This is a genomic window from Oscillibacter sp. PEA192 (assembly GCF_003574015.1).
Lineage (GTDB): Bacteria > Bacillota > Clostridia > Oscillospirales > Oscillospiraceae > Oscillibacter > Oscillibacter welbionis.
The window spans coordinates 1,998,721-2,016,870 of the sequence record NZ_AP018532.1 but is presented as its reverse complement, the minus strand read 5'-3'; the positions used below and the strand labels follow the sequence as shown (position 1 = coordinate 2,016,870).

Sequence of the window (18,150 nt, the reverse complement as noted above, 5' to 3'; positions counted from 1 at the left end):
TGGAGCGGATTGGTTAGTTATAGCTAATTAAAATAATACTCTATTCAATAAACTGCGTCAAGATAAATTCAACGATGACCCCTATCCCACAACAAGGGATGAAAGATTTAACATCCGGAATTATTTATCTCGTAGAGCCCCAGCCGCAAAAATTCCATCACCTTAGGCGGTTGGTCTGGAATAATACCAATGGTTTCATCCATGAAACTGTCCGGCGCCATACGGAAGGCATGGGCAATCTCACGCCGCACGCACGCCAGCACATTTTCCCGCTTTTGTCCAAAGTGGATCGCCGTTAGCTCCCAGATTGAGTTTTGAAATGGGGTCCCACATTGTAACTGAGTCAAAGCAAAGAGCAGATATTGATAAGCCTTGCTGGAGGCCCGTATTCCCATTGCCTTCAGGTACGAAGCGGCCCGGTCCGCCGCAGTCTCAGAACGCTGCTTCATGGTCATACACCCTTTCTATTCCCTCCGGCAGTACCAGTCCTACCGATTACAGCGGAATGATATAAATAAAATTATACAAGTATAAGCGGTAAATAACAAGTGACAGCGGCTTAATATCAAAATATAATCACGCTGTCGGCGAACATCATTTTTGAATAATCGGGTATCATCAAAGCAAAGAGGTGATACTTGGTGGACGAGAGCTATATTGCAAAGCGTATTACTCAGCTCCGAATGGCCCGGAATATTTCAGAATATCAGATGTCGCTGGAGCTGGGACACAGCAAAAGCTACATCCAGAGCATCACCTCCGGGAAGTCCATGCCATCGACACAGGAGCTATTTAATATCGCGGATTATTTTGATATGAGCCTGTCCGAATTTTTTGACGAGGAGCGTTCCCTTTCTCCGACTGTGCAAAAGGCCATTGACGCTATCCGAGAGCTGAGTGAACAGGATGCGGCCCTGGTGCTGGCCATGATCCAGCGCCTTTCCCTTCCCCTGCGGGAGGGTGGAGCGGAGCAGTAAGCCGTCTCTCAATAAAAGTGCCCGAGGGGATACGCCATGCGGCGTATCCCCTCGGGTTTTTCATTGGCCGCGCCTGCGGCCGGAGCGTTGATTGGCTCTTTACTTAATTTGGTGTGTTACATATAGGGTGGCGGCGTCCCGCGCTCTACGGTTTCGCCCGAAAAACAATGTCCACAATACTCCCAGATGCCGGAGACATCCAGGCAACGCTTGAATGTGGCGTAGGTGGATCTCCATGCCCCGGTTGTAGGGTCCTGGCGCATACCATAGGGGTCCCCCATTTGCGAACAGGAACTGCTCATGCAGATAGGCGGCAGGCAGTTCATGGCCGCATCCACCACAGCCTCCTCTACATAGTCTCCAGGCTTTGCGGCGGCATAGTCGAAATTGTCCAAGGTAAAAACTTCTTTCCCTTGGTAGGTCATATCAAGGCGCTCCTCTCCGGTTTGTTTTTTATGCAGTGCCCCGAACTTGTTTCGTCAGAAAAGCGGGGGCGCGGTTTATCAGGTTTCCTCATAGGGCGGACGGCGGTAGATCGCCATGTTGCGTGCTTCGATGTTATACACAAAATTGACTTCACGCCATCGCCCCTGAAAGAAAGGGATGCCCTCCCAACGCCCGCTACTGTCCACGGCAATGATACCCCAGCAGCTGTATTCTGGTCCGCACTCCCACCAGGCGGGAGTACCGTCCATCTCCTGAAGCTGCGCCAGGGAGAGCGGCAGGTTTACACGGCTTTCGTCCTCATCGGGATCATAGTCTGTCCAGAGACAGCAGTGGGCACAGGCTTTCATCCCCCATCCCAGGCAGAGCGGATAGGGATTGCGTGTTTCCGAACGGTAGCACGGCGGGCGTTTATCTGGATGCTTGACTGCTTGGGGGGCTTCGATGCTCGGCCCATCCTTCTTTTCCTTGTTCACCTTGCTCCTCCATTCCAGGTATTTCAAGCGGCCTTTTGATGGACGCGGAGCCCCGCCGCTCTGATCCGAAGCTCGTCCGACAGATAGCGGAGAGAGGTAAATTCCTCGTCCAGGTCGGTAAGTTCGCGCTTTAGAATATTCTCATAATTCCGCTTCTTCTCCTCCAGGCCCTGGATGCGCATGACCCAGCGATCCATGATCTTGGGACTCTGGCTTCCGCTCTGGATCAGGTGGGTGACGCGCTCCTCATACTCGGCAATCTCCCTGCGGACAGACCGATAGAAAGCGGCGGTCATCTTCTTGCGCTGTTTGGCGTCGTCCACAACATAAATGCTGTTGACCTCCAGCGGATCACGGTCGGGGCGCTTGAGCTGGTTATGCTCCTCCAGCATCTCCACAAAGTCCTCAAACACCTGCAATCTGGCGGCAAAGTCCCGGGGAACGAAAAAGAAATGTCCCCGGCCTATTTTGACGGCCTGCATGGAGTCCACATAGTTCTCCAGCAGGGTTTCAATCTGCCGCCGGCCGGCGCAGTTCTGGTAGAGTTCAAAAAGCCTCTGCGCCTCCATGCAGTACGGAAGCGGGTCGATGAACGGATCGGAGACAAGATTATCATAGGAAAACAGCTTGCTGGTCTTATTGAAAGTGATGTTGGCCAGCTTGCGGTATTCATTGGTGTCCTCATGCACGGTCTCCTTGACCAGCTCACGGGAGATCACAGAGGCGTTTCCCCCCTTGTTATCCCGGCAGTACACCTTGAAGATCTGTGGGCCGCTGTCGGTTTTCACTACCCGGCGCTCGTAAATATCGCCGGTGGCGGAACGAAAAGCGTCCCCCATGGCAGTCCGATTGCTCCTGCCCTTGGGAAATCCTACGGCGTCACACAGGCTTTCCAACTCGTCCCGGTCGATCAGGATGCTGGAAAGTGAATAGTACAGCACCTTTCCCAAAACATCTCCGCCGTCCTGAGAAACGGCGGCAAAGTCTTCAAAGCGGATGGTTTTCTCATTGTTCAACATGGTTTTTTACCTCCGAAATCAAATCTTTGGTTGCCTTTTGATGGCAGGCCGCACATTCAAAGTATCGGCTTGCCTGTTCGTATTCCGTGTCCACATAAATCGTCCGGTATGTGGAAAACTCTGCCGGAGCTCCACACCAGCAGCATAAACGGTTGGTTGGCAAAGCGTTCTCCTTTCGCTGGCGGGCCCTATGCCGCTGTGGGCATGGCCCACGGCTTGTTCTGATAGACCGTCACCGTCTGATACCCCATCTGCTGATAGGCCCAGAATCGGTGCAGGCCGTCAATCACCACGCCGTTGACGCTGACAAGGGGCGGAAAGTCCACTTTCCCTGCCCACAGGAGCTTCAGATAGTATTGCGCTTTCTTCATGTCCGCAGGTTTCCCGGCAGTCAGCTGGTCTATCGGAACTGTTAATTCCTCCCACTCGCAGGTGTGGATAAAGCCGCGGTCCTGCTCGGGATATTCCTGTTTCCACAGGCTTTCCAGGCGCGTGGTGATAAAGTTTGAAGTCATATCCAAAATGTTCACACCCTTTGAGGCCGCTTCATTGCGGGCCTTGTAGAAGTCGTCCACGCCCTTGAAGGTCATGTTCCAGTTCATCAGGCGTACCCGGAGATTGGGTATGCTCTGTACCGTTTCCATGATTTTTCCCAGGGCGTTTCGCACCCGCCAGTTGACCAGCTTATCCATGTCCAGGGCAACCACGACCTCTTCCAGATTCTCCATGGACTGGAGCGCATCCTTGAGGCCGGCGATGGCCGTCACGCCAGCAAAGCAGAGAAAGAGCGCGTCGTGATCCAGGAAGCTGGCCACATCGCCTTTTAAGCCTCCCTCTGTGAGATAGGCGGTCCTGGCATGGATATTCCCGGTGACATGGATATAGGAGTAGCTGCGGGTCCCATGAGCCTTGCCGCGGCTGGAGAGCCACCGGTATTTTCGATCCGGCTTGGTCTCATCATCCAGCCGGATCTGGAGACCCTGGATATAGCCGTTCCTGTCGCGGCACGGCACCAGAAGCCCCGAATGGCCGAGAATGTTCCAGTATCCCCGGTCAACATAGAAGCCCGGGACGCCCTCCAGATTGTGAAAGTCGGAAAGGATGCCCGCCAGAAAACGCCGGGCGGAGCTGGACATGGGCAGAGTGCGGTACATGTTTTGCTCAATACGCTCCTCACTCAATCCCCGAGCCAAAAGATCGGCTTTGTGCTTGGGGGAGAGCTCCAGGTGCATGAGCATATCATAGTAGACATTGTGCCGGACGGCCAGGGAGCTGGGCTCCCGTTCCGCCGGTTTTTGTGACAGGGGCTGTTGGGGAAATCGGTAAAGAACGCTGTCCTCCGATAACGCCCGAAACGCCTGCCGGTTTGAAAGGCCCTCCATCTTGGCGTAGAGGGACACGCTGTTGCCCTTTTCTCCGCAGAGCACACAGCGGAAGACATTTCTGGTGGTATTGAGAAAGAGATGGTGCTTTCCTGGCCCATGGTCGCCGCAGAATGGGCAGGAGGCTTCCACCTCCTCCCATTCCAGCGTGCGGTCATTCAGGACAAGCCCACATCTTCTCGCCACATTCAGGATCGGAAATTCCTGATAAGAATGGCCGGAGCGATGCTTGCCCATAGGCGCTCACCGTTTTATGCGGCTTTCGGGACACCCGTATTGTCGGCCACCTGGACCTGCAGCGCGGCGCCCTTGATCACTTTGGCGATGAACACCTGCCCGGTGGGGCGCACATTGTCGATGACGGGAACGGACTCCACATCGTCGATAAAGGTCGGGTACACGACGCCCAGCAGGCGCTTGATCAGCTCCGCAACTTCCAGTCCAGCTCGAATTCGCTCGGAGTGAGACAGGCAAATGTAGTCGCGTCCCCCATAAACGAAGCGGAATACATCCTTGACTTCGCCGGTGCTCTTCACCACATCATAGAGGGTGATCGACACCCGGTTCATCTTCAGCTTAGAGAAGTTGAGCTCTACCCGCTTTGAGATATAGAAGGCCAGGGCGGAAAGAAGCTCCTTTTTTTGCTGGATGGACGCCTGCATCTGTTTGATGCCCTGCTCCTGCTTTTCAGCGGCCTCCGGAGACGCCTGGACCAGCTCCGACAACACTCCGATCTTGGCATTGAGCTCGGTAAACTCCGTGCGGGCCCTGTTCAGTTCTTCGATTTCCTCCTGGCTGAGCATACCGCACTCCCGGTCCAGCTCAGTGCTCTGGATTTCGCTGTGCAGGCGCTCAAGCTCCTGCTGGCGGAGATTTCGCTGTTTCTCGGCCTGTTCCACTGCTTGTGTGCGTCGGCCACTGAGCTCCTTCAGCTTGGCTTCACCGGCGGCAATGTCGTCCTCCCGGTACTGCTCAAAAACGGCCCGCGCCTTGGCGTCCAGCTCCTGGACCTCCTTGAATTGGGCGGTGAGCTGGCAGCCTTCGGCCTGGATGCGGCGCAGGGAAGCAGTAAATTCCCCCTTCACCTGCGGCAGGGTCTGCTCTGTGATGGTCTGGCGGCACATAGGGCACTTCACCCCTGCTTTCAAGCCGTCGTGGATGTGCTTGGTTTGCTTGAGTTCCACACTGAGCTTGTGGATGCGTGCCTGCGCCTGGGCCAGCGCGTCGGCATACTTGCTCTGGTAGGTGTCTGCCTTGCGGCCGGCCACCTTCTCAGCCACGGCCCGAATTTGGGCATCCAGGCTTTCCGTGTCGGCAATCTCCGGTTTTTCCCGCTGTAATTCTTCATAACGGGCGTACAGGTCGGCCAGCCGGTCATTCAAACTGTTCCCGTCAAAACCTGTGGTGCGCTTACACTCCAGTTCACTGATTCGCTCCTGAAGCTGTGTATGCCTTACCTGAGCTTCCATGAGCTCCTGTGCCTGCTCCTTCTGTTGGGAGGCGTGCAGGTCAATCTGCCCCTGGATGTAGACCATATCCTTTTCTATGTCGGTCACTTGTTCGCGCAGCTGCTTGGAGTAAGCCTCCGCGGATAGAAACTCCTGCTTTTCCAGCAGTGCCCGCGTCTGGTCGCTGAGCTGAGCGAGAACTTCCGCCTTGGGTACCTCCGGCAGATACCGCTCCAAAAGGTTGCGGCCCTTACTGCCCAAAACATTGATAAAGTATTGCGGATTGAACATGGACAGGAAAAGATCGCGCTCCCCAAACATGGTGGTGAGATCCCCCTGGCCGATGCGGATGCCATCCAGTGTGATGTCCATTTTGTCATCCTTACGATGGCGGGCGAGTGTCCGAACTTTGCCGGACTCATCCTCAAACTCCAGCTCTACCAGCAAATCACGGGTATCCTGATGATAGAGGTAGTCAATCTTCGCGCCGGCATAGAAGCCCACGCCGGTGATGGCAAAGGCGATGGCATCGGCAATGCTGCTTTTCCCCACGCCCATATGGCCGGAGATCACATTCATGCCGCCAAACTGAAAGGTCTTCTGGTCCGCATATCCCTTAAACCCGCTGATTGTAAGCCGGGTCACACAGAATTGCTTGATCGGTTGGATCATTTGATTGCCTCCTTACTTATGCGGCCTGTTCTGAGCCCAGGTCGAGGATCTGATATGCCTCCAAAATATAGAAGGTGACGCCGTTGCTGTGTTGCGTGGAAAAATTCGCGTTTGTCAGGATCAGTCCCGGCGCAAGCCGGCTGTCGGCTCCCCGAGTATATGCCTGAAAGACCTGTCCTGCGCTGTCCATGACCTGGACGCTGGTGCGGCTGTTTCCGCTCATCGTCGGCTTGAGGACAGCGCCGGTCACCAGATAGCACCCGGCCGGGATGCCGGAAGCGGAGGTCTGGCCTTGGGAAGGCTGTCCCTGCATCTGAGGGGCTTGCTGGGGCGGGCGCCCGGGCTGTGCCTGCGGCGGCTGCGGCGGAGGGGTTGCGCCCTGCCTCTGAGGGGCAGGCTGTCCGCCCTGCTGGCGGGGACCGCCATTGGAATTGGTAGACTGGCTCCGGGTGTGATGGCCCTGTTTGTCCTGTTCGCCGGGGTGGTCCTTTTTCTGCTGGAGTGACTGCACCCACTGATCATGGACGGCGTCCAAGGTGGGGCGTTCGTCGTTGCAGATCACATACCCTTTTCCCCTCTGCTCAATGGAGACCCATTTTTGCGTCATGCCGTAGAGATACCGGCCGATGCCCCACTCAACCGCGGCCCGCTTCATACTGTCGCTGAGGCCGCCCTTGACCGATTCAATATCGCTGTCATCGGCCCCGTCCCATTTGGTGATCCACGCCTCCTGGGACGGAAAATAGATGGAAATGCCGCACAGCTGGGCGCTCTCGCCTTTCCACGGCACAAAATCATTGTGCCAGCCGTCGATGCCCACTGTGCTGTCCAGCCGGGTTTGGATGGCCCGGTTGGTCACATAGGGCACTGCCAGGCCGCTGGTCTTTGCTGAATTGGTCGCGGAGATCCGCCACTCAATGTCGGCGCTCTGAAAGGGGGCGGAAAGGGCCGCCCGAAGTTCTTCCGCTGATTTGTTCCACATGATATTCGCTCCTTTAGGCCCGTTGAATAAACTCGCCGAGCGTTTCCTTTTTGGGGATGAGAATGTCCGAATAGTAGTATTCGGGGTCTTTGTCCTTCAGATGCTCCATGAGTTCCCGATATTCCAGTCCTAACTTGTTGTTGGAGCTGCTGTAATAGTGCATGTTGTTCGGAATACTCAGGAGAAACGCTGGAAGGTTGTGTGCCTTGTGCGGCTTTTTATAGATTGGCAGCGTGTTGGCTCCCACGCAAAGGCTCCCGCTTTCGCGGCTCACATTGGAAAATGGATAGTAGTACATGGGTGTCTCCGGGGTCGGGATTTCATCCGCCACCACCCCAATCCGGCAATGGGATGCTTTCCCCTCTTGATTGAGCGAAAAGCCAAATACCAGACGAGGGATCGGGAAGTGGGGATAGGGCGTATCGTAGACCGAAACATCGGCGTACAGCCTGGGGTGCCAGAGAACGAAGCGTTTTACCGTCTCGCTTTGATAGAGCGAGATAGTATTCAGCGGCAGGAAACCGCTGTGATAGCCCTCGTCTGCTGTCCGCAGGCTGTCTTTGAAGCACCGAAGCAGATCTTCCTCGGTGATGCTTTTCCGGGAGAAGACACCTTGCGCGTCCTCTTCCACGGTGATTTTGCCCTCATTGGGCGAAATGCGGATCATAATGTCGTTGCTGGCCTCCATTTATGCCGCCTCCTTTTGCTTCAGCGCAGGCTGAGAAGGCAGGGCAATTACTTTGCCCGCCGGCTTCTTCAGCTCCTGTTCTAATTCCCTGATTCCGCTCTGGCAGGCGTCCAGGATGTCGCACAGAGCCTTCGGAATCTCATCAAAGGAGTAGAACTCCTCGAACAGAAAGAGCAGGAGTTTGGGGCTTTTCCGCGCCTCCGAGCCGTCTACCCAAAGGTAATCAAAGTTATAGTTGCTGAGGCGCATAGCACTGTGGACCGCGTCCTCCAGCTCCCGCGCATAGGGGTTTTCAATTCGGGTTATCCCTCTTCGGGATTCATATTCCCGGCACAAAGCATGAAACCTGTCCAGCAGCGGGTCGCGCAGAACATAGACCTCACGATCCGGTTCATACGCATGATGGGAGACCTGCTTTCCGCACTGCTCATAGCACTTGGTATTCTGAAATACGCTCTCACAGGCAAACCGTTCCACCATGCACTGATTATCCCAGGTGATCTCCGTGCAATCTCCAAGCATATCCATGAGCCTGTTCAATTTCCCGTGGCTCTCCAGCACTTTTGCCATGTTTAAGATCCTCATGGCTGCGTTCAAAGTATCTTCGTCCATGTCCGGCCTCCTATAAAAACGCTCTGGTTTTCACACAAGACGGCAAAATGTCGGAAATCCGCCTGTTGATGTGGCGCATCGTATTACAAAGATTTTCCCGCCAGTAATAATAGTCGAGGATTGTGAACGGGTCCTCTTCGTCGAACTGATCAAAGTCGATTTGCTCCAGCCGGATGGGCTCCTCACCCTCCAGTTGCGGAAGAACTGTGTCCAGCAGGTAGGGGTTTAGCTCCTCGTCGAAGTGCGGCTCATGTTCCTCCGTCTGTCTGAGCTGTTTATGGAGTTCGCCAAGGTCTAACACTTTCCTCATCGCGCTGCTTCCTCCACTGGCTGAAGCTCAGCCACACAGAGAGCATAAGCCTCCGGATTGGAGAGGATCTGCCGCTCCTGCTGCTCATTGATGTAGTTGGAGCCAAAGCCTAAATAGTACAGACCCGCAGCGGCGGTAATATCGTCGGAAAAGAAACGCTGGGCAACATCCATCTGCTTATGCAGTTCAGGATCAGAAGAACGAAACGCCATGACGGTCAAAGTCGTTTCTTCATCAGGATGGAACTGACCAACTTTTCTGCCCAGAGCTCGAATGGCCTGAGTGCGGCTCCTGATCTCCTCCTCTTGATTTTCCCTGGCATGGAAATAGCAGAGCAGAAACTGTTCGGCTTCTGCACCGCCCAAAGCGACGCCGAAGGGCAGGTGAAGCGGCTCTCCATAGGGGGCTACCGCGGGAGAGAAACGGGAGCAGACACCTCCCAGAAGCGGCTTCATGCGTTCCGCCGCCTGCGACCAAACCGCCGCCCGCAGCGGGACGGCTGATGGGTTGCCTTGCACGATTTTCTGTGCATCAGGGGAAAGAGGCACAACAATGGTAAAATAGTTTTTTTCGTTCATATCACTTTCTCCTTTAAGTCAGCGAGCGGAAACCGCTCGGCGTCAGGATATTGAAGATCATCCGGTTGGAAATCGTCTCCCGTATCTCGGTGGAAATCAGGCGCCCATGGGGCCCCCTGTTTTCATCCGTGACGGTGTGCTTCTCTTTGATGATCCGGCCCTTGACGATATGCGGATAGTCGCACTCCATCAGTCCGTTGATCAGGCCGGAGCCGCCGATCAGCCCCACCTGTCCGATAGACAGGGGCAGGGGCGGACGCTTGATCTCGCTGTCCAGCCGGCTTTTGGCAAACAGCCGGTCAAAGCCGGTGGAGTTTGCCAGCTGGCGGGCCAGCTCGTCTTCATTGAACACAGCCCCCCGGAATGTCTCCACCTTTTTGGAGACTGCCGGGAGCTCATAGCAGGCCTTGGGCAGAAGGTCGGCGGTAGGTAAGGTCTCCGGGTGCTCCGCGGCGGAGCACAGCGCCTCCGCATCCTGTTCCGCCTCCGTCCGTCTGCGGCGCACGCCTGTGACGACCACCTGCTTAAACTGCTTGAACTCCCTGTCCAGGAAGCGGTGAATACGCACCTGTTCAAAGTTGTCACAGATGATGCCGCACAGATCTGCCGTCAGGCGGTAATAGGGGACAATGTAGATCAGAAGCCCGCCCATCATAAGAAGGGGGATGCTCTCAATCAGAAACCGCTTTTCGTCTCTGCTCCGTCCTCCATTCTCAGACAGGACAGACAGATAGGGCGGATTCAGGAAAACGGCATGAAAAGCTCCTGGGCTGATATTGGAGCCGAAGAAGCTGCCGAAGCCGACACGGTACAACTGCTGCTGTGCCTGTTCCGCCCGGTGGTCATCCAGTTCAATGCCGTAGCATTGGCTGTCCGTCCCCAGGGCGAGCCGGAGCAGGGCGTCCCCTGTTCCACAGCATGGGTCAATCAGGTTGGCCGTGTTCTCTGCGGGAAAGACAATGCTGTTGGCGATATACCCCACATGCGTGAGGTCCGTGGGGTAATGCCCCAGCCGGACATTGTTCATCAGGCGCCCGATGATTGAGGCGTCTGTGGTCTGATGGTCTGGAAGCGCGTCCGCAAACCGCTTCAGCACTTCGGTCAGTTTGGAGTAGTCCGCGGTCATCAGCGGAAAGGCTGCCAGTTGCTCCGCCAGCTTTTGCGCGGCAGGGGCCAGCGGATTCTCCAGCTCCATCAGGAAAGGCCGGGTCGCACGGATCTGTTCGACCAGATAAGTGCGCTGCCGCTCCAGCAGGCGGTACAGTTCAAATGCCTCCGCCTTTTTCTGGCCGGCCAAAAGCCCGGCAACCTGAGCCCGATAGGCTTGCAGGCCCTCCGAAATCAAAGTAATGGTACCGGCAAGCTCGCCAAGCTGTTCCAGGGCATAAAACCGCTGGGAAGGGGGCTGGCTTTGAGGCTGTGCCTCGTTTACCTGCTCCATGTTTGATCACCTCCGTGATTTAGCCAGAGGGGGACCGCGCTCCGCACAGTCCCCCTCTGCTTTCAGTGCCTACGCGGCACGGTTTGTAATAACAGGGTTTGCCGTTTTGCACGGCTCTTTCGGCCCATATCGGCCGACACAGCGTTTCAGGCGAAAAACGCCTGACTGGTCTATGTAGCCTTGGGCGCACAGCTCCCGGACCCGGGTTATCCCCATGGCGGTCACCTCCCGGCGCTGCCGGATGATGATGTCCTCCATAGGTCACGCAGCCCTGGGGAGGGTAGACGCACTATCCTCCCGCGGAGTCAGCACGGGCTCCTCCTGCTTTGTGATACGCAGGGTGTATCCGCAGTCTTTCAGGAGACGGTACATGGCCTTGAGCCGCTTGAACTCGAAATCCTCTTCCAGGTCCAGATCCATTGGCTGGGTAACGGGCTGAGACTGAGAATCGCCGGCCCGCTCCGGCTTTGGCTGTTCCTGCTCCGTATCGGTGCTTTCCGGTGCCGGAGTTGCAACCTGGACATACGGGGCGTCTACCGGAATACGGTGGATCACGGACAGCCACAAGCGGCGAAAAAAGCCTGCCGCCAGGGTGCCGACGATCCCGCGCTTTTTCTCCGGAAGCGTGATAACATCATCGGCCTTGAGGGTACCGATGTTGTGCTTTGCCATGGTTAGCTTGGGGACCTCTACATACTCCGCCTCCAGATAGCAGGACACAGTTGCGGAGCCGGACAGGACGATCTCAGCGGCGCACACACGCTCAGCGGCCATGGTTTCTCCATTCATCGTGGCGCACTCAATATCCATCTCCGCCACATGGCGGGCGGAAACTGTGCCGGCTTTCAAAATGCCCTTGCCGGAAATGCTCCGGGCGTGCAGCGTTCCGTCCACGATCAGCGTGCCGTCATTGACGATGTTCTGGCAGTACAGGATCTCGTAATGCAGGGTTTTCCCCTTGGGAATATACAGGTTTTTCATTGTGAGCACTCCTTTTTTATTATGCTACTTCTTTCAGACGGACCGGCAGGACCATGGCCAGGTCGTCTTTACCATCCGTCAGGATCATGGGAGAGTGCGGGTGTCCCATTTTCATGGTGACCGTATGCACTTTCTTTGCCTTGAACTGCTCCAGCCCCTCCAGCAGGTATTTCGGGTTGAAGCCCCGCGCCTCAACGGGCGGCAGGCCGACCTTGGAGAGATAGGTGCCTCCTGGTGTTTCAAGAGAGAGTGTGCCCCCGTCAAACCGAATCGGCTTTCGGGTTTTTGCGGTGATAAAGCCGTTGAGATACTTGACTTCATCCAAAAGGCGGTCTACATCAACGGGATATTCCGTACTGAACGATGTGGGAATCGCCCTTTCGACATCGAAGCCGTCATAGCCGGGTGTCCGGGTGAGCACACGCAGCGTTTCGCTTTCAACCGCAGCCCACTCCTCTCCAACGGAGATCGTGCAGTCCTGCTCCTTGAACATCGTAAGCTCTGCCATGACCTCCGGCGGAATGTAAAAAGGTTTTTCCACATTGACGGCGGGATCGGTGCTCATTGCCAAACGGTAGCCGTCCACAGCGATGATCTTGTCTTTCAGAAATTCAATACAGCACTGATTGGGTCTGGCGTCATTCGAGGAAACGGCGTATTTCACCCGCTTGAACCGCTCCAGCAGTCTTTTCGGATTGACAGGGTAATGACGATCCAAAGGCTTCTCCTTGAGCTCGGGGAAATCGGAAGTGCGCTCCGTACTGCGTTTCAGGCTCCGTTTCCCGTCGCTGATAGAAATTTGGCCCTCCGGATCAGGGACTGTCTCAGTGGGCTCAATCGTGTAAGTGAACTCCAGTTCTCCAGAAAAGTATTTGCAGGCGGAGAGAATTTTCCGGGTCCCCGCAAACACAAAGGAGAAAGAATCCCCGACTGAGGGAATCGTACTCATACACCACTGGTCTAAATTGGTGCAGGTCAGGACACAGTGCCCATCCTCAAAGCGGACCTGCGCTTCCTCCAAAATAGGAAGCCGGGAACGCTTGGCGGCAAAGCGCAGCACATTGCCCAATGCTTCGTGGAAGTGTGCGGCGTCAACATAGGCATGGAAGATACTCATGCGGCTTTCCTCCTCGTTGGCTGTTTTTGAAAAGATCGGATGTTCACCGATTTGGTAGAGAAGGTGGTCTGCTGTACGGTGTTGCAACCGATGACCAGAATGTTGTAGATCATAGTGACCACGGCAGTGGCGGCCATCAGGTTTGCCACGATAGTCTGCGGGGCGGAGACCGACGCTTCCGCACAGGAGACCTCCGTGGGGAACAGATCTTCCGGGGTGTTTACCTCCGGGTAAAGCATCCCCACAGGCTTGTAGACGGTTTTGCCGGCTCTGCGGATGCCGCAGACAATTTGGCCGGTGTATTCTCCATTCCCGGAGTCAATGTAGATCAGGTCCCGCGCTCTGAGGAATACCTCGTGACAAAGTTTACGAGACTTGTTGTTATCCACGGCTCCGATCAAAATGACCAGTTCCGAGTTGGTGACCCATCTGCCCGTGTTTGGCTCAGACCCGTACACATAGTGCCGAAATACTTCGGGTCTGAGCAGTTCTTCCAGTTGTCCGGCATCCTCGATAAAACGGGGAATATACGAGGTTTCAAGGCCGAACACATCGGAATATCGCTCTGCGATTACCCTGGCCTTGTTTTCGCCAAGGTCAGCCTCAGTGAAATTCTGGCGCACCAGATTTTTAGGCTCCACTTTATCACCATCGCAGATGATAAATTTCACCGGACGCTCCAACGCATATAAGAGCCGGTAAAGGTGCGGCGCAATGTGGGCTCCGGTCCCGCCGGCGCCCAGCATAATAATCTTTACAGGCCGTTTTTTTGAGAAGTTCATGCGGCCACCCCAAAAGCGCCTTCTGCATCCGTGCAGATCTGTGTCAGCCACTCCGGGGGAAAGTGCCCTACCGGAGGCATCTCCAGGACCTGCTCGGGGGCAATCTCCAGGAAGCGCCCACCGTTGCTGATGCGCACTGTGATCTCCGGGAAATAACGGTCCAGCCGGCCGACTACCATATAGACCCGGGTTGCCCTTTCGTCATGGTCATCCGTCTTGGAAAATACTGCGGGCATCCGGTTGTGGGAGTGCAGGTCAGCGTAGTGGATATAGCGGTCGCTGGTCATCAGCTCTTCATCGTCCAGAAGGGCGTCAACAGAAACTCCGCTCACGATCTGCTTCGGGACGCGAATAAAGTACCGCTGCTCCTGCTTATCCCAGTAGAAATGCACCAGGGCCTCCGCCGGTTGCCGCCCCTTTCCCTTGCGCATCATCGTGCGGAACAGGCCTATGGCCTGCTCCATCAGCGAATAGGGAATGCGGGGCAGGAACGGGTGGAAACCCGGCCGAATCTCATCCAGCACGGTGATGTTTTCAGCGGGGGTGACAAACTCCCCCGCGCCTGTGATACGGCGCTCATAGACCTTTCCATCCCGTCCGGGGATAAAGGTGATGGTTTTAGGCGAGGCCTGGGCCTCCGACAGATGCAAAAAAGCGCCCTTATATGCACTGGCATCTCCCTTTTTCTGCATACTGATTGAGGGTTTGACCAGGCACTTGGGGTGCTTGTCGGTTGCCTTCTTCAAAGCGTTGATAAATTCCTTGGAGGTTTCGATCTCGCGCTTGATTTGGCCGATTTTGGTTTTCTTGGGGAGAGCAATCTCCTTGACGATCTTGCCGTAAACGACTTTCCAGCTCAGGCTCTGCGCTTCATCAAACTCCGGAAAGTCCGTCAGCTTGGAGAGGCGGAGTTCATCGAATGTCTGCTCAGTGTCTTCGATGGGCGCTTCCGATCCATTGTAGGAGAACACCGGAAGCTGGGCGAAGATGGGTTCGGCCGCTTTTTGGGCGTTCTTTTCTTCTTGACGCTCCATAGCGGCAAGAAGGGGATTGTCCTCCGTCTCCTCCGGCCTATCAGAGGCATGGTCCTCCTCAGCTTTCGGCGCAGGAGGTGATTTTGGCTGTGGATCTTGAGGGGCCGGAGATTTGGAAATCTCATGGGACTCATCCTCTTCCACGGTCTCGTGATGCTGTGCGGTCTCGTCTTTTTCTTCCGGGATCGGGTCATCTGCCTGCGCAGCGCCGGCGCCTTCTGCCGCTTCTCCGCCCGCGAGCAGATCAGCAAATGGGTTTTGGGTGTCGTTGCCGGTCAATTCAGTGAAACCACGCAGGTCGAATGGATTGTCACCGCTCTCCTCGGCTGTCCCTCCAGGGAATGTAAACAGGTTTTCATTCATGGTCGTGTGCTCCTTTCTGTGTTTGATGCACAAAAAAGCCGCAGCCACCCCTGAATGGAGTAACTGCGGTTTTTGTGCGTGGTCGGTCCGGTATTTAGGTTCTGGCAAGTCTCCGCTCGGGGCGCATTGGCCCCTCACGGGTAAAAATCTGACCTACAAAATCTGACCTAAATACAAGTAGAGCATACCACCTTTTTCGCCTCTTGAACAGTTGCGCTTTTTGCCAAATTGAAACATGAGATATAGCAGGAATAGAAAAGAAGCCAGCATTATTGATAGGTATATGTCGATACTTCACTTCCTCACACTATCCATTTTTTATAATAGGGGCTTGACAAATACAGATGCTCGTTTTAAGATAATATCGTTATTAAATAATATAGTTATCGAAAGAGGTGAAGAACATGCGCCCTGTAAACGAAAAGCTGCGGGCGGATCTGCTGGAGGCTGGGAAGCGGGAATTTATGGAAAACGGCTTCCGGGGAGCATCCTTAAAAAGCATCGCGGCTTCTCTTGGAGTAACGACTGGGGCTATTTACCGCTACTATACGGACAAGGAGGCATTGTTTGACGGACTGGTGAGAGAGCCTGCCCATGAGCTGGTAGAGCGGTATCGGACCCTTCAACAGACCTTTGCTGGAAGAAACTTGGAGGAGCAACTTCAAAAGCTCCCGGAGGTGCCGGACAAGGAAGCCTCCTGGATGATGGACTTTCTTTACGACCACTTTGACGCATTCAAGCTCATCGCCTGCTGTTCCTCTGGGACAAAATATGAGCATTATCTGGATACCCTGGCGGCAATCGAGGACCACTCCGGACGGCTGTTGGTGGATCGAATGGTGGACGCCGGCTATCCCATCCGGCGTCTGGATGATGAGCTGATCCACATCATGTCCACCGCGCTTTTCAATGGGATGTTTGAGACGATCCGCCATGATATGCCGCGGGAAAAAGCGATGGTTTATATGGATGATCTGCGGAATTTTTACTCCGCGGGCTGGTTCCGTCTCCTTGGAATTCCCTTTGAATAAAGGGTTTTCTTTTTGATTCTAAGTTAGCGTTTACTAACCAAAAGAAAGGGGTTTTAGGTTATGGATCACAAGAAAGCGCCCTCACCCTTTGCCGTGCTGTGGGGCTGGGCAAGTGGTGAGCACGGTGGATTTTATGCTTCGGTAGCCCTGGCGGTGCTGGGGGTGGCCTGCGGTATGGTGCCCTACTTCTGCGTAGCCGCTATGATTGGGCTGCTGCTGGAAGGGGGCGGCCTTGCGGATTGTTTGCCCTGGTGTGGCCTTGCTCTGGCGGGCTATGGGGGAAAGGCGCTGTTTTCCACATGGTCTACCAGCCTGTCCCACACGGCCACCTATCACACGCTGCGCCGGGTGCGGCAAAATCTGCTCTCCAAACTGAGCCGGGTACCCATGGGGACGATCCTGGACACGCCCTCCGGCCAGTACAAAACCACCATTGTGGACCGGGTGGAAGGGATGGAGCCCACCCTGGCTCATCTGCTGCCGGAGATGACCTCCAATCTGCTGGTGCCGGTGAGCATCGCGGTCTATATCTTCGTCCTGGATTGGCGAATGGGGCTCGCCTCCCTGGTGACCACGGTGATTGGGATCGTGGTGGCTTCCCAGAGCAGCAAGACTTACGCCGTCCGCTGGCAGGGCGCCGTGGAGGTGGGCCGCCGCATGGCAAATGCCATCGTGGAGTATGTGGGAGGCATCCAGGTGGTCAAGGCGTTCAGCCAGTCCGCCGGGTCCTACAAGCGGTACTCCGATGCCGTGACGGAAAACGCCCAATACTATGTGGACTGGATGGCGGATAACCAGAAGTATATGGCGGTCATGCAGGCGGTCATCCCCTCGGTGCTGCTGCCCGTCCTGCCGGTGGGTCTGCTGCTGTGGGGCGGTGGAAGCCTGAGCACAGCTGTATTCCTCACCATCGTCGTGCTGTCCCTGGGGCTTACCGGACCGCTGGTATCGGCTATGACCTTTGTGGATGAACTGGCGGTGGTGGGCACCAATGTGGGTGAGATCTCCGCCATTCTGGACGCCCCGGAGCTGAAGCGCCCTGCGATAGAGACGAAGCTGAATGGGCTGGGTATCCGGCTGGATCATGTGTCCTTTGCCTACAAGCAGGAGGACGGCGAAGTGCTCCACGATGTAAACCTGGACATCCGACCGGGGACAGTGACCGCTCTTGTGGGTCCCTCCGGCTCCGGTAAGAGTACCATTGCCAAGCTCATCGCCGGCTTCTGGGATGTGACGGGCGGCTCTGTCGCCTTGGGCGGTGTGGACCTGCGGAAAATCCCGCTGGAACAGCTCAACCGCCAGATCGCCTATGTATCTCAGGACAACTACCTCTTTGACCGCACGGTGCGGGACAACATCCGCATGGGCCGTCTGAACGCCACCGATGCGGAAGTCGAGGCGGTAGCCAGGGCTGCCGGGTGCGATGATTTCATCCGCCAGCTGGATCAGGGCTACGACACCATCTGCGGCGGGGGCGGCGGCCACCTGTCCGGGGGTGAAAAGCAGCGTATCTCCATCGCCCGCGCCATGCTGAAGGATGTGCCCATCGTCATTCTCGACGAGGCTACCGCAAGCATCGACCCGGAGAATGAAGCGGTCATCCAGCAGGCCATCTCCCGTCTGACGAAGGGCAAGACCCTGATCGTCATTGCCCACCGGCTGGGCACGGTAGCCGACGCGGACAACATCGTTGTAGTGGAAGGCGGCCGGATCGCCGCCCAGGGGAAGCAGGAGGAGCTGCTGGCCTCCTGCCCGCTGTACCGGCAGATGTGGCAGTCCTATCTGGGTGTTCGGGACGGAGAGGAGGAATAAG

19 protein-coding genes are annotated in these 18,150 nt (G+C 55.8%); 3 read left to right on the top strand and 16 right to left on the bottom strand.

Going from position 1 to position 18,150, the window contains the following annotated elements:
• Window positions 1-107: 107 nt before the first annotated feature.
• On the bottom strand, window positions 108-455 hold the full coding sequence (locus tag DN611_RS09955; RefSeq protein WP_119311223.1) for a hypothetical protein: 348 nt from the start codon (window positions 453-455) through the stop codon (window positions 108-110).
• A 186-nt stretch (window positions 456-641) separates the two neighbouring features.
• On the opposite strand from DN611_RS09955, the gene DN611_RS09950 reads away from it, so the two are divergent.
• A complete protein-coding gene (locus DN611_RS09950; RefSeq protein WP_119311917.1) occupies window positions 642-977 on the top strand; it encodes a helix-turn-helix domain-containing protein in 336 nt (111 codons plus the stop codon).
• 116 nt (window positions 978-1,093) lie between these two features.
• On the opposite strand, the gene DN611_RS09945 is transcribed toward DN611_RS09950, so the two are convergent.
• From DN611_RS09945 to DN611_RS09875, 15 genes are all read right to left on the bottom strand, one after another.
• Window positions 1,094-1,402 carry a hypothetical protein gene (locus DN611_RS09945; protein WP_119311222.1) on the bottom strand — a complete coding sequence of 103 codons (309 nt, stop codon included), beginning with the start codon at window positions 1,400-1,402 and terminating at the stop codon, window positions 1,094-1,096.
• 78 nt (window positions 1,403-1,480) lie between these two features.
• Complete coding sequence (locus DN611_RS09940; RefSeq protein ID WP_119311221.1) at window positions 1,481-1,897, bottom strand: hypothetical protein; 417 nt, start codon at window positions 1,895-1,897, stop codon at window positions 1,481-1,483.
• Window positions 1,898-1,920: 23 nt separating this feature from the next.
• Entirely contained in the window at window positions 1,921-2,916 is a 996-nt protein-coding gene (locus DN611_RS09935) for a DUF6744 family protein (RefSeq protein ID WP_009259465.1), read from the bottom strand.
• A gap of 188 nt (window positions 2,917-3,104) precedes the next feature.
• Entirely contained in the window at window positions 3,105-4,535 is a 1,431-nt protein-coding gene (locus DN611_RS09930; RefSeq protein ID WP_119311220.1) for a hypothetical protein, read from the bottom strand.
• A 14-nt stretch (window positions 4,536-4,549) separates the two neighbouring features.
• A complete protein-coding gene (locus DN611_RS09925; protein WP_119311219.1) occupies window positions 4,550-6,418 on the bottom strand; it encodes an AAA family ATPase in 1,869 nt (622 codons plus the stop codon).
• 16 nt (window positions 6,419-6,434) lie between these two features.
• Window positions 6,435-7,400 carry a Rad52/Rad22 family DNA repair protein gene (locus DN611_RS09920; RefSeq protein ID WP_119311218.1) on the bottom strand — a complete coding sequence of 322 codons (966 nt, stop codon included), beginning with the start codon at window positions 7,398-7,400 and terminating at the stop codon, window positions 6,435-6,437.
• Between the two features lie 13 nt (window positions 7,401-7,413).
• On the bottom strand, window positions 7,414-8,088 hold the full coding sequence (locus DN611_RS09915; RefSeq protein WP_009259469.1) for a hypothetical protein: 675 nt from the start codon (window positions 8,086-8,088) through the stop codon (window positions 7,414-7,416).
• Window positions 8,089-8,700, bottom strand: coding sequence for a hypothetical protein (locus DN611_RS09910; RefSeq protein ID WP_009259470.1), 612 nt, complete (start codon window positions 8,698-8,700; stop codon window positions 8,089-8,091).
• Window positions 8,701-8,710: 10 nt separating this feature from the next.
• The gene (locus DN611_RS09905) at window positions 8,711-9,010 is read right to left on the bottom strand and encodes a hypothetical protein (RefSeq protein ID WP_009259471.1); all 300 of its coding nucleotides are present in this window, start codon (window positions 9,008-9,010) and stop codon (window positions 8,711-8,713) included.
• Entirely contained in the window at window positions 9,007-9,588 is a 582-nt protein-coding gene (locus DN611_RS09900) for a hypothetical protein (protein WP_009259472.1), read from the bottom strand. The genes DN611_RS09905 and DN611_RS09900 overlap by 4 nt, the downstream gene beginning before the upstream one ends.
• A 13-nt stretch (window positions 9,589-9,601) precedes the next feature.
• Window positions 9,602-11,029, bottom strand: coding sequence for a DUF6094 domain-containing protein (locus DN611_RS09895; protein WP_009259473.1), 1,428 nt, complete (start codon window positions 11,027-11,029; stop codon window positions 9,602-9,604).
• 261 nt (window positions 11,030-11,290) lie between these two features.
• Window positions 11,291-12,010, bottom strand: a complete 720-nt coding sequence (locus tag DN611_RS09890) for a hypothetical protein (RefSeq protein ID WP_119311217.1) — start codon at window positions 12,008-12,010, stop codon at window positions 11,291-11,293.
• 19 nt (window positions 12,011-12,029) lie between these two features.
• The gene (locus tag DN611_RS09885; RefSeq protein ID WP_145985092.1) at window positions 12,030-13,214 is read right to left on the bottom strand and encodes a DNA polymerase III subunit beta; all 1,185 of its coding nucleotides are present in this window, start codon (window positions 13,212-13,214) and stop codon (window positions 12,030-12,032) included.
• Window positions 13,124-13,873: a ThiF family adenylyltransferase gene (locus tag DN611_RS09880; protein WP_333637359.1), complete on the bottom strand. Its 750-nt coding sequence runs from the start codon at window positions 13,871-13,873 to the stop codon at window positions 13,124-13,126. Before DN611_RS09880 ends, DN611_RS09885 begins: the two co-directional genes overlap by 91 nt.
• Before the next feature lie 32 nt (window positions 13,874-13,905).
• Entirely contained in the window at window positions 13,906-15,306 is a 1,401-nt protein-coding gene (locus DN611_RS09875) for a Mov34/MPN/PAD-1 family protein (protein ID WP_119311214.1), read from the bottom strand.
• Window positions 15,307-15,710: 404 nt separating this feature from the next.
• Here DN611_RS09875 and DN611_RS09870 point away from each other — a divergent pair, with 404 nt between their 5' ends.
• Both DN611_RS09870 and DN611_RS09865 read left to right on the top strand, forming a co-directional pair.
• Entirely contained in the window at window positions 15,711-16,337 is a 627-nt protein-coding gene (locus tag DN611_RS09870; RefSeq protein WP_119311213.1) for a TetR/AcrR family transcriptional regulator, read from the top strand.
• 60 nt (window positions 16,338-16,397) lie between these two features.
• Window positions 16,398-18,149 carry an ABC transporter ATP-binding protein gene (locus tag DN611_RS09865; RefSeq protein WP_119311212.1) on the top strand — a complete coding sequence of 584 codons (1,752 nt, stop codon included), beginning with the start codon at window positions 16,398-16,400 and terminating at the stop codon, window positions 18,147-18,149.
• Window position 18,150: the final 1 nt, after the last annotated feature.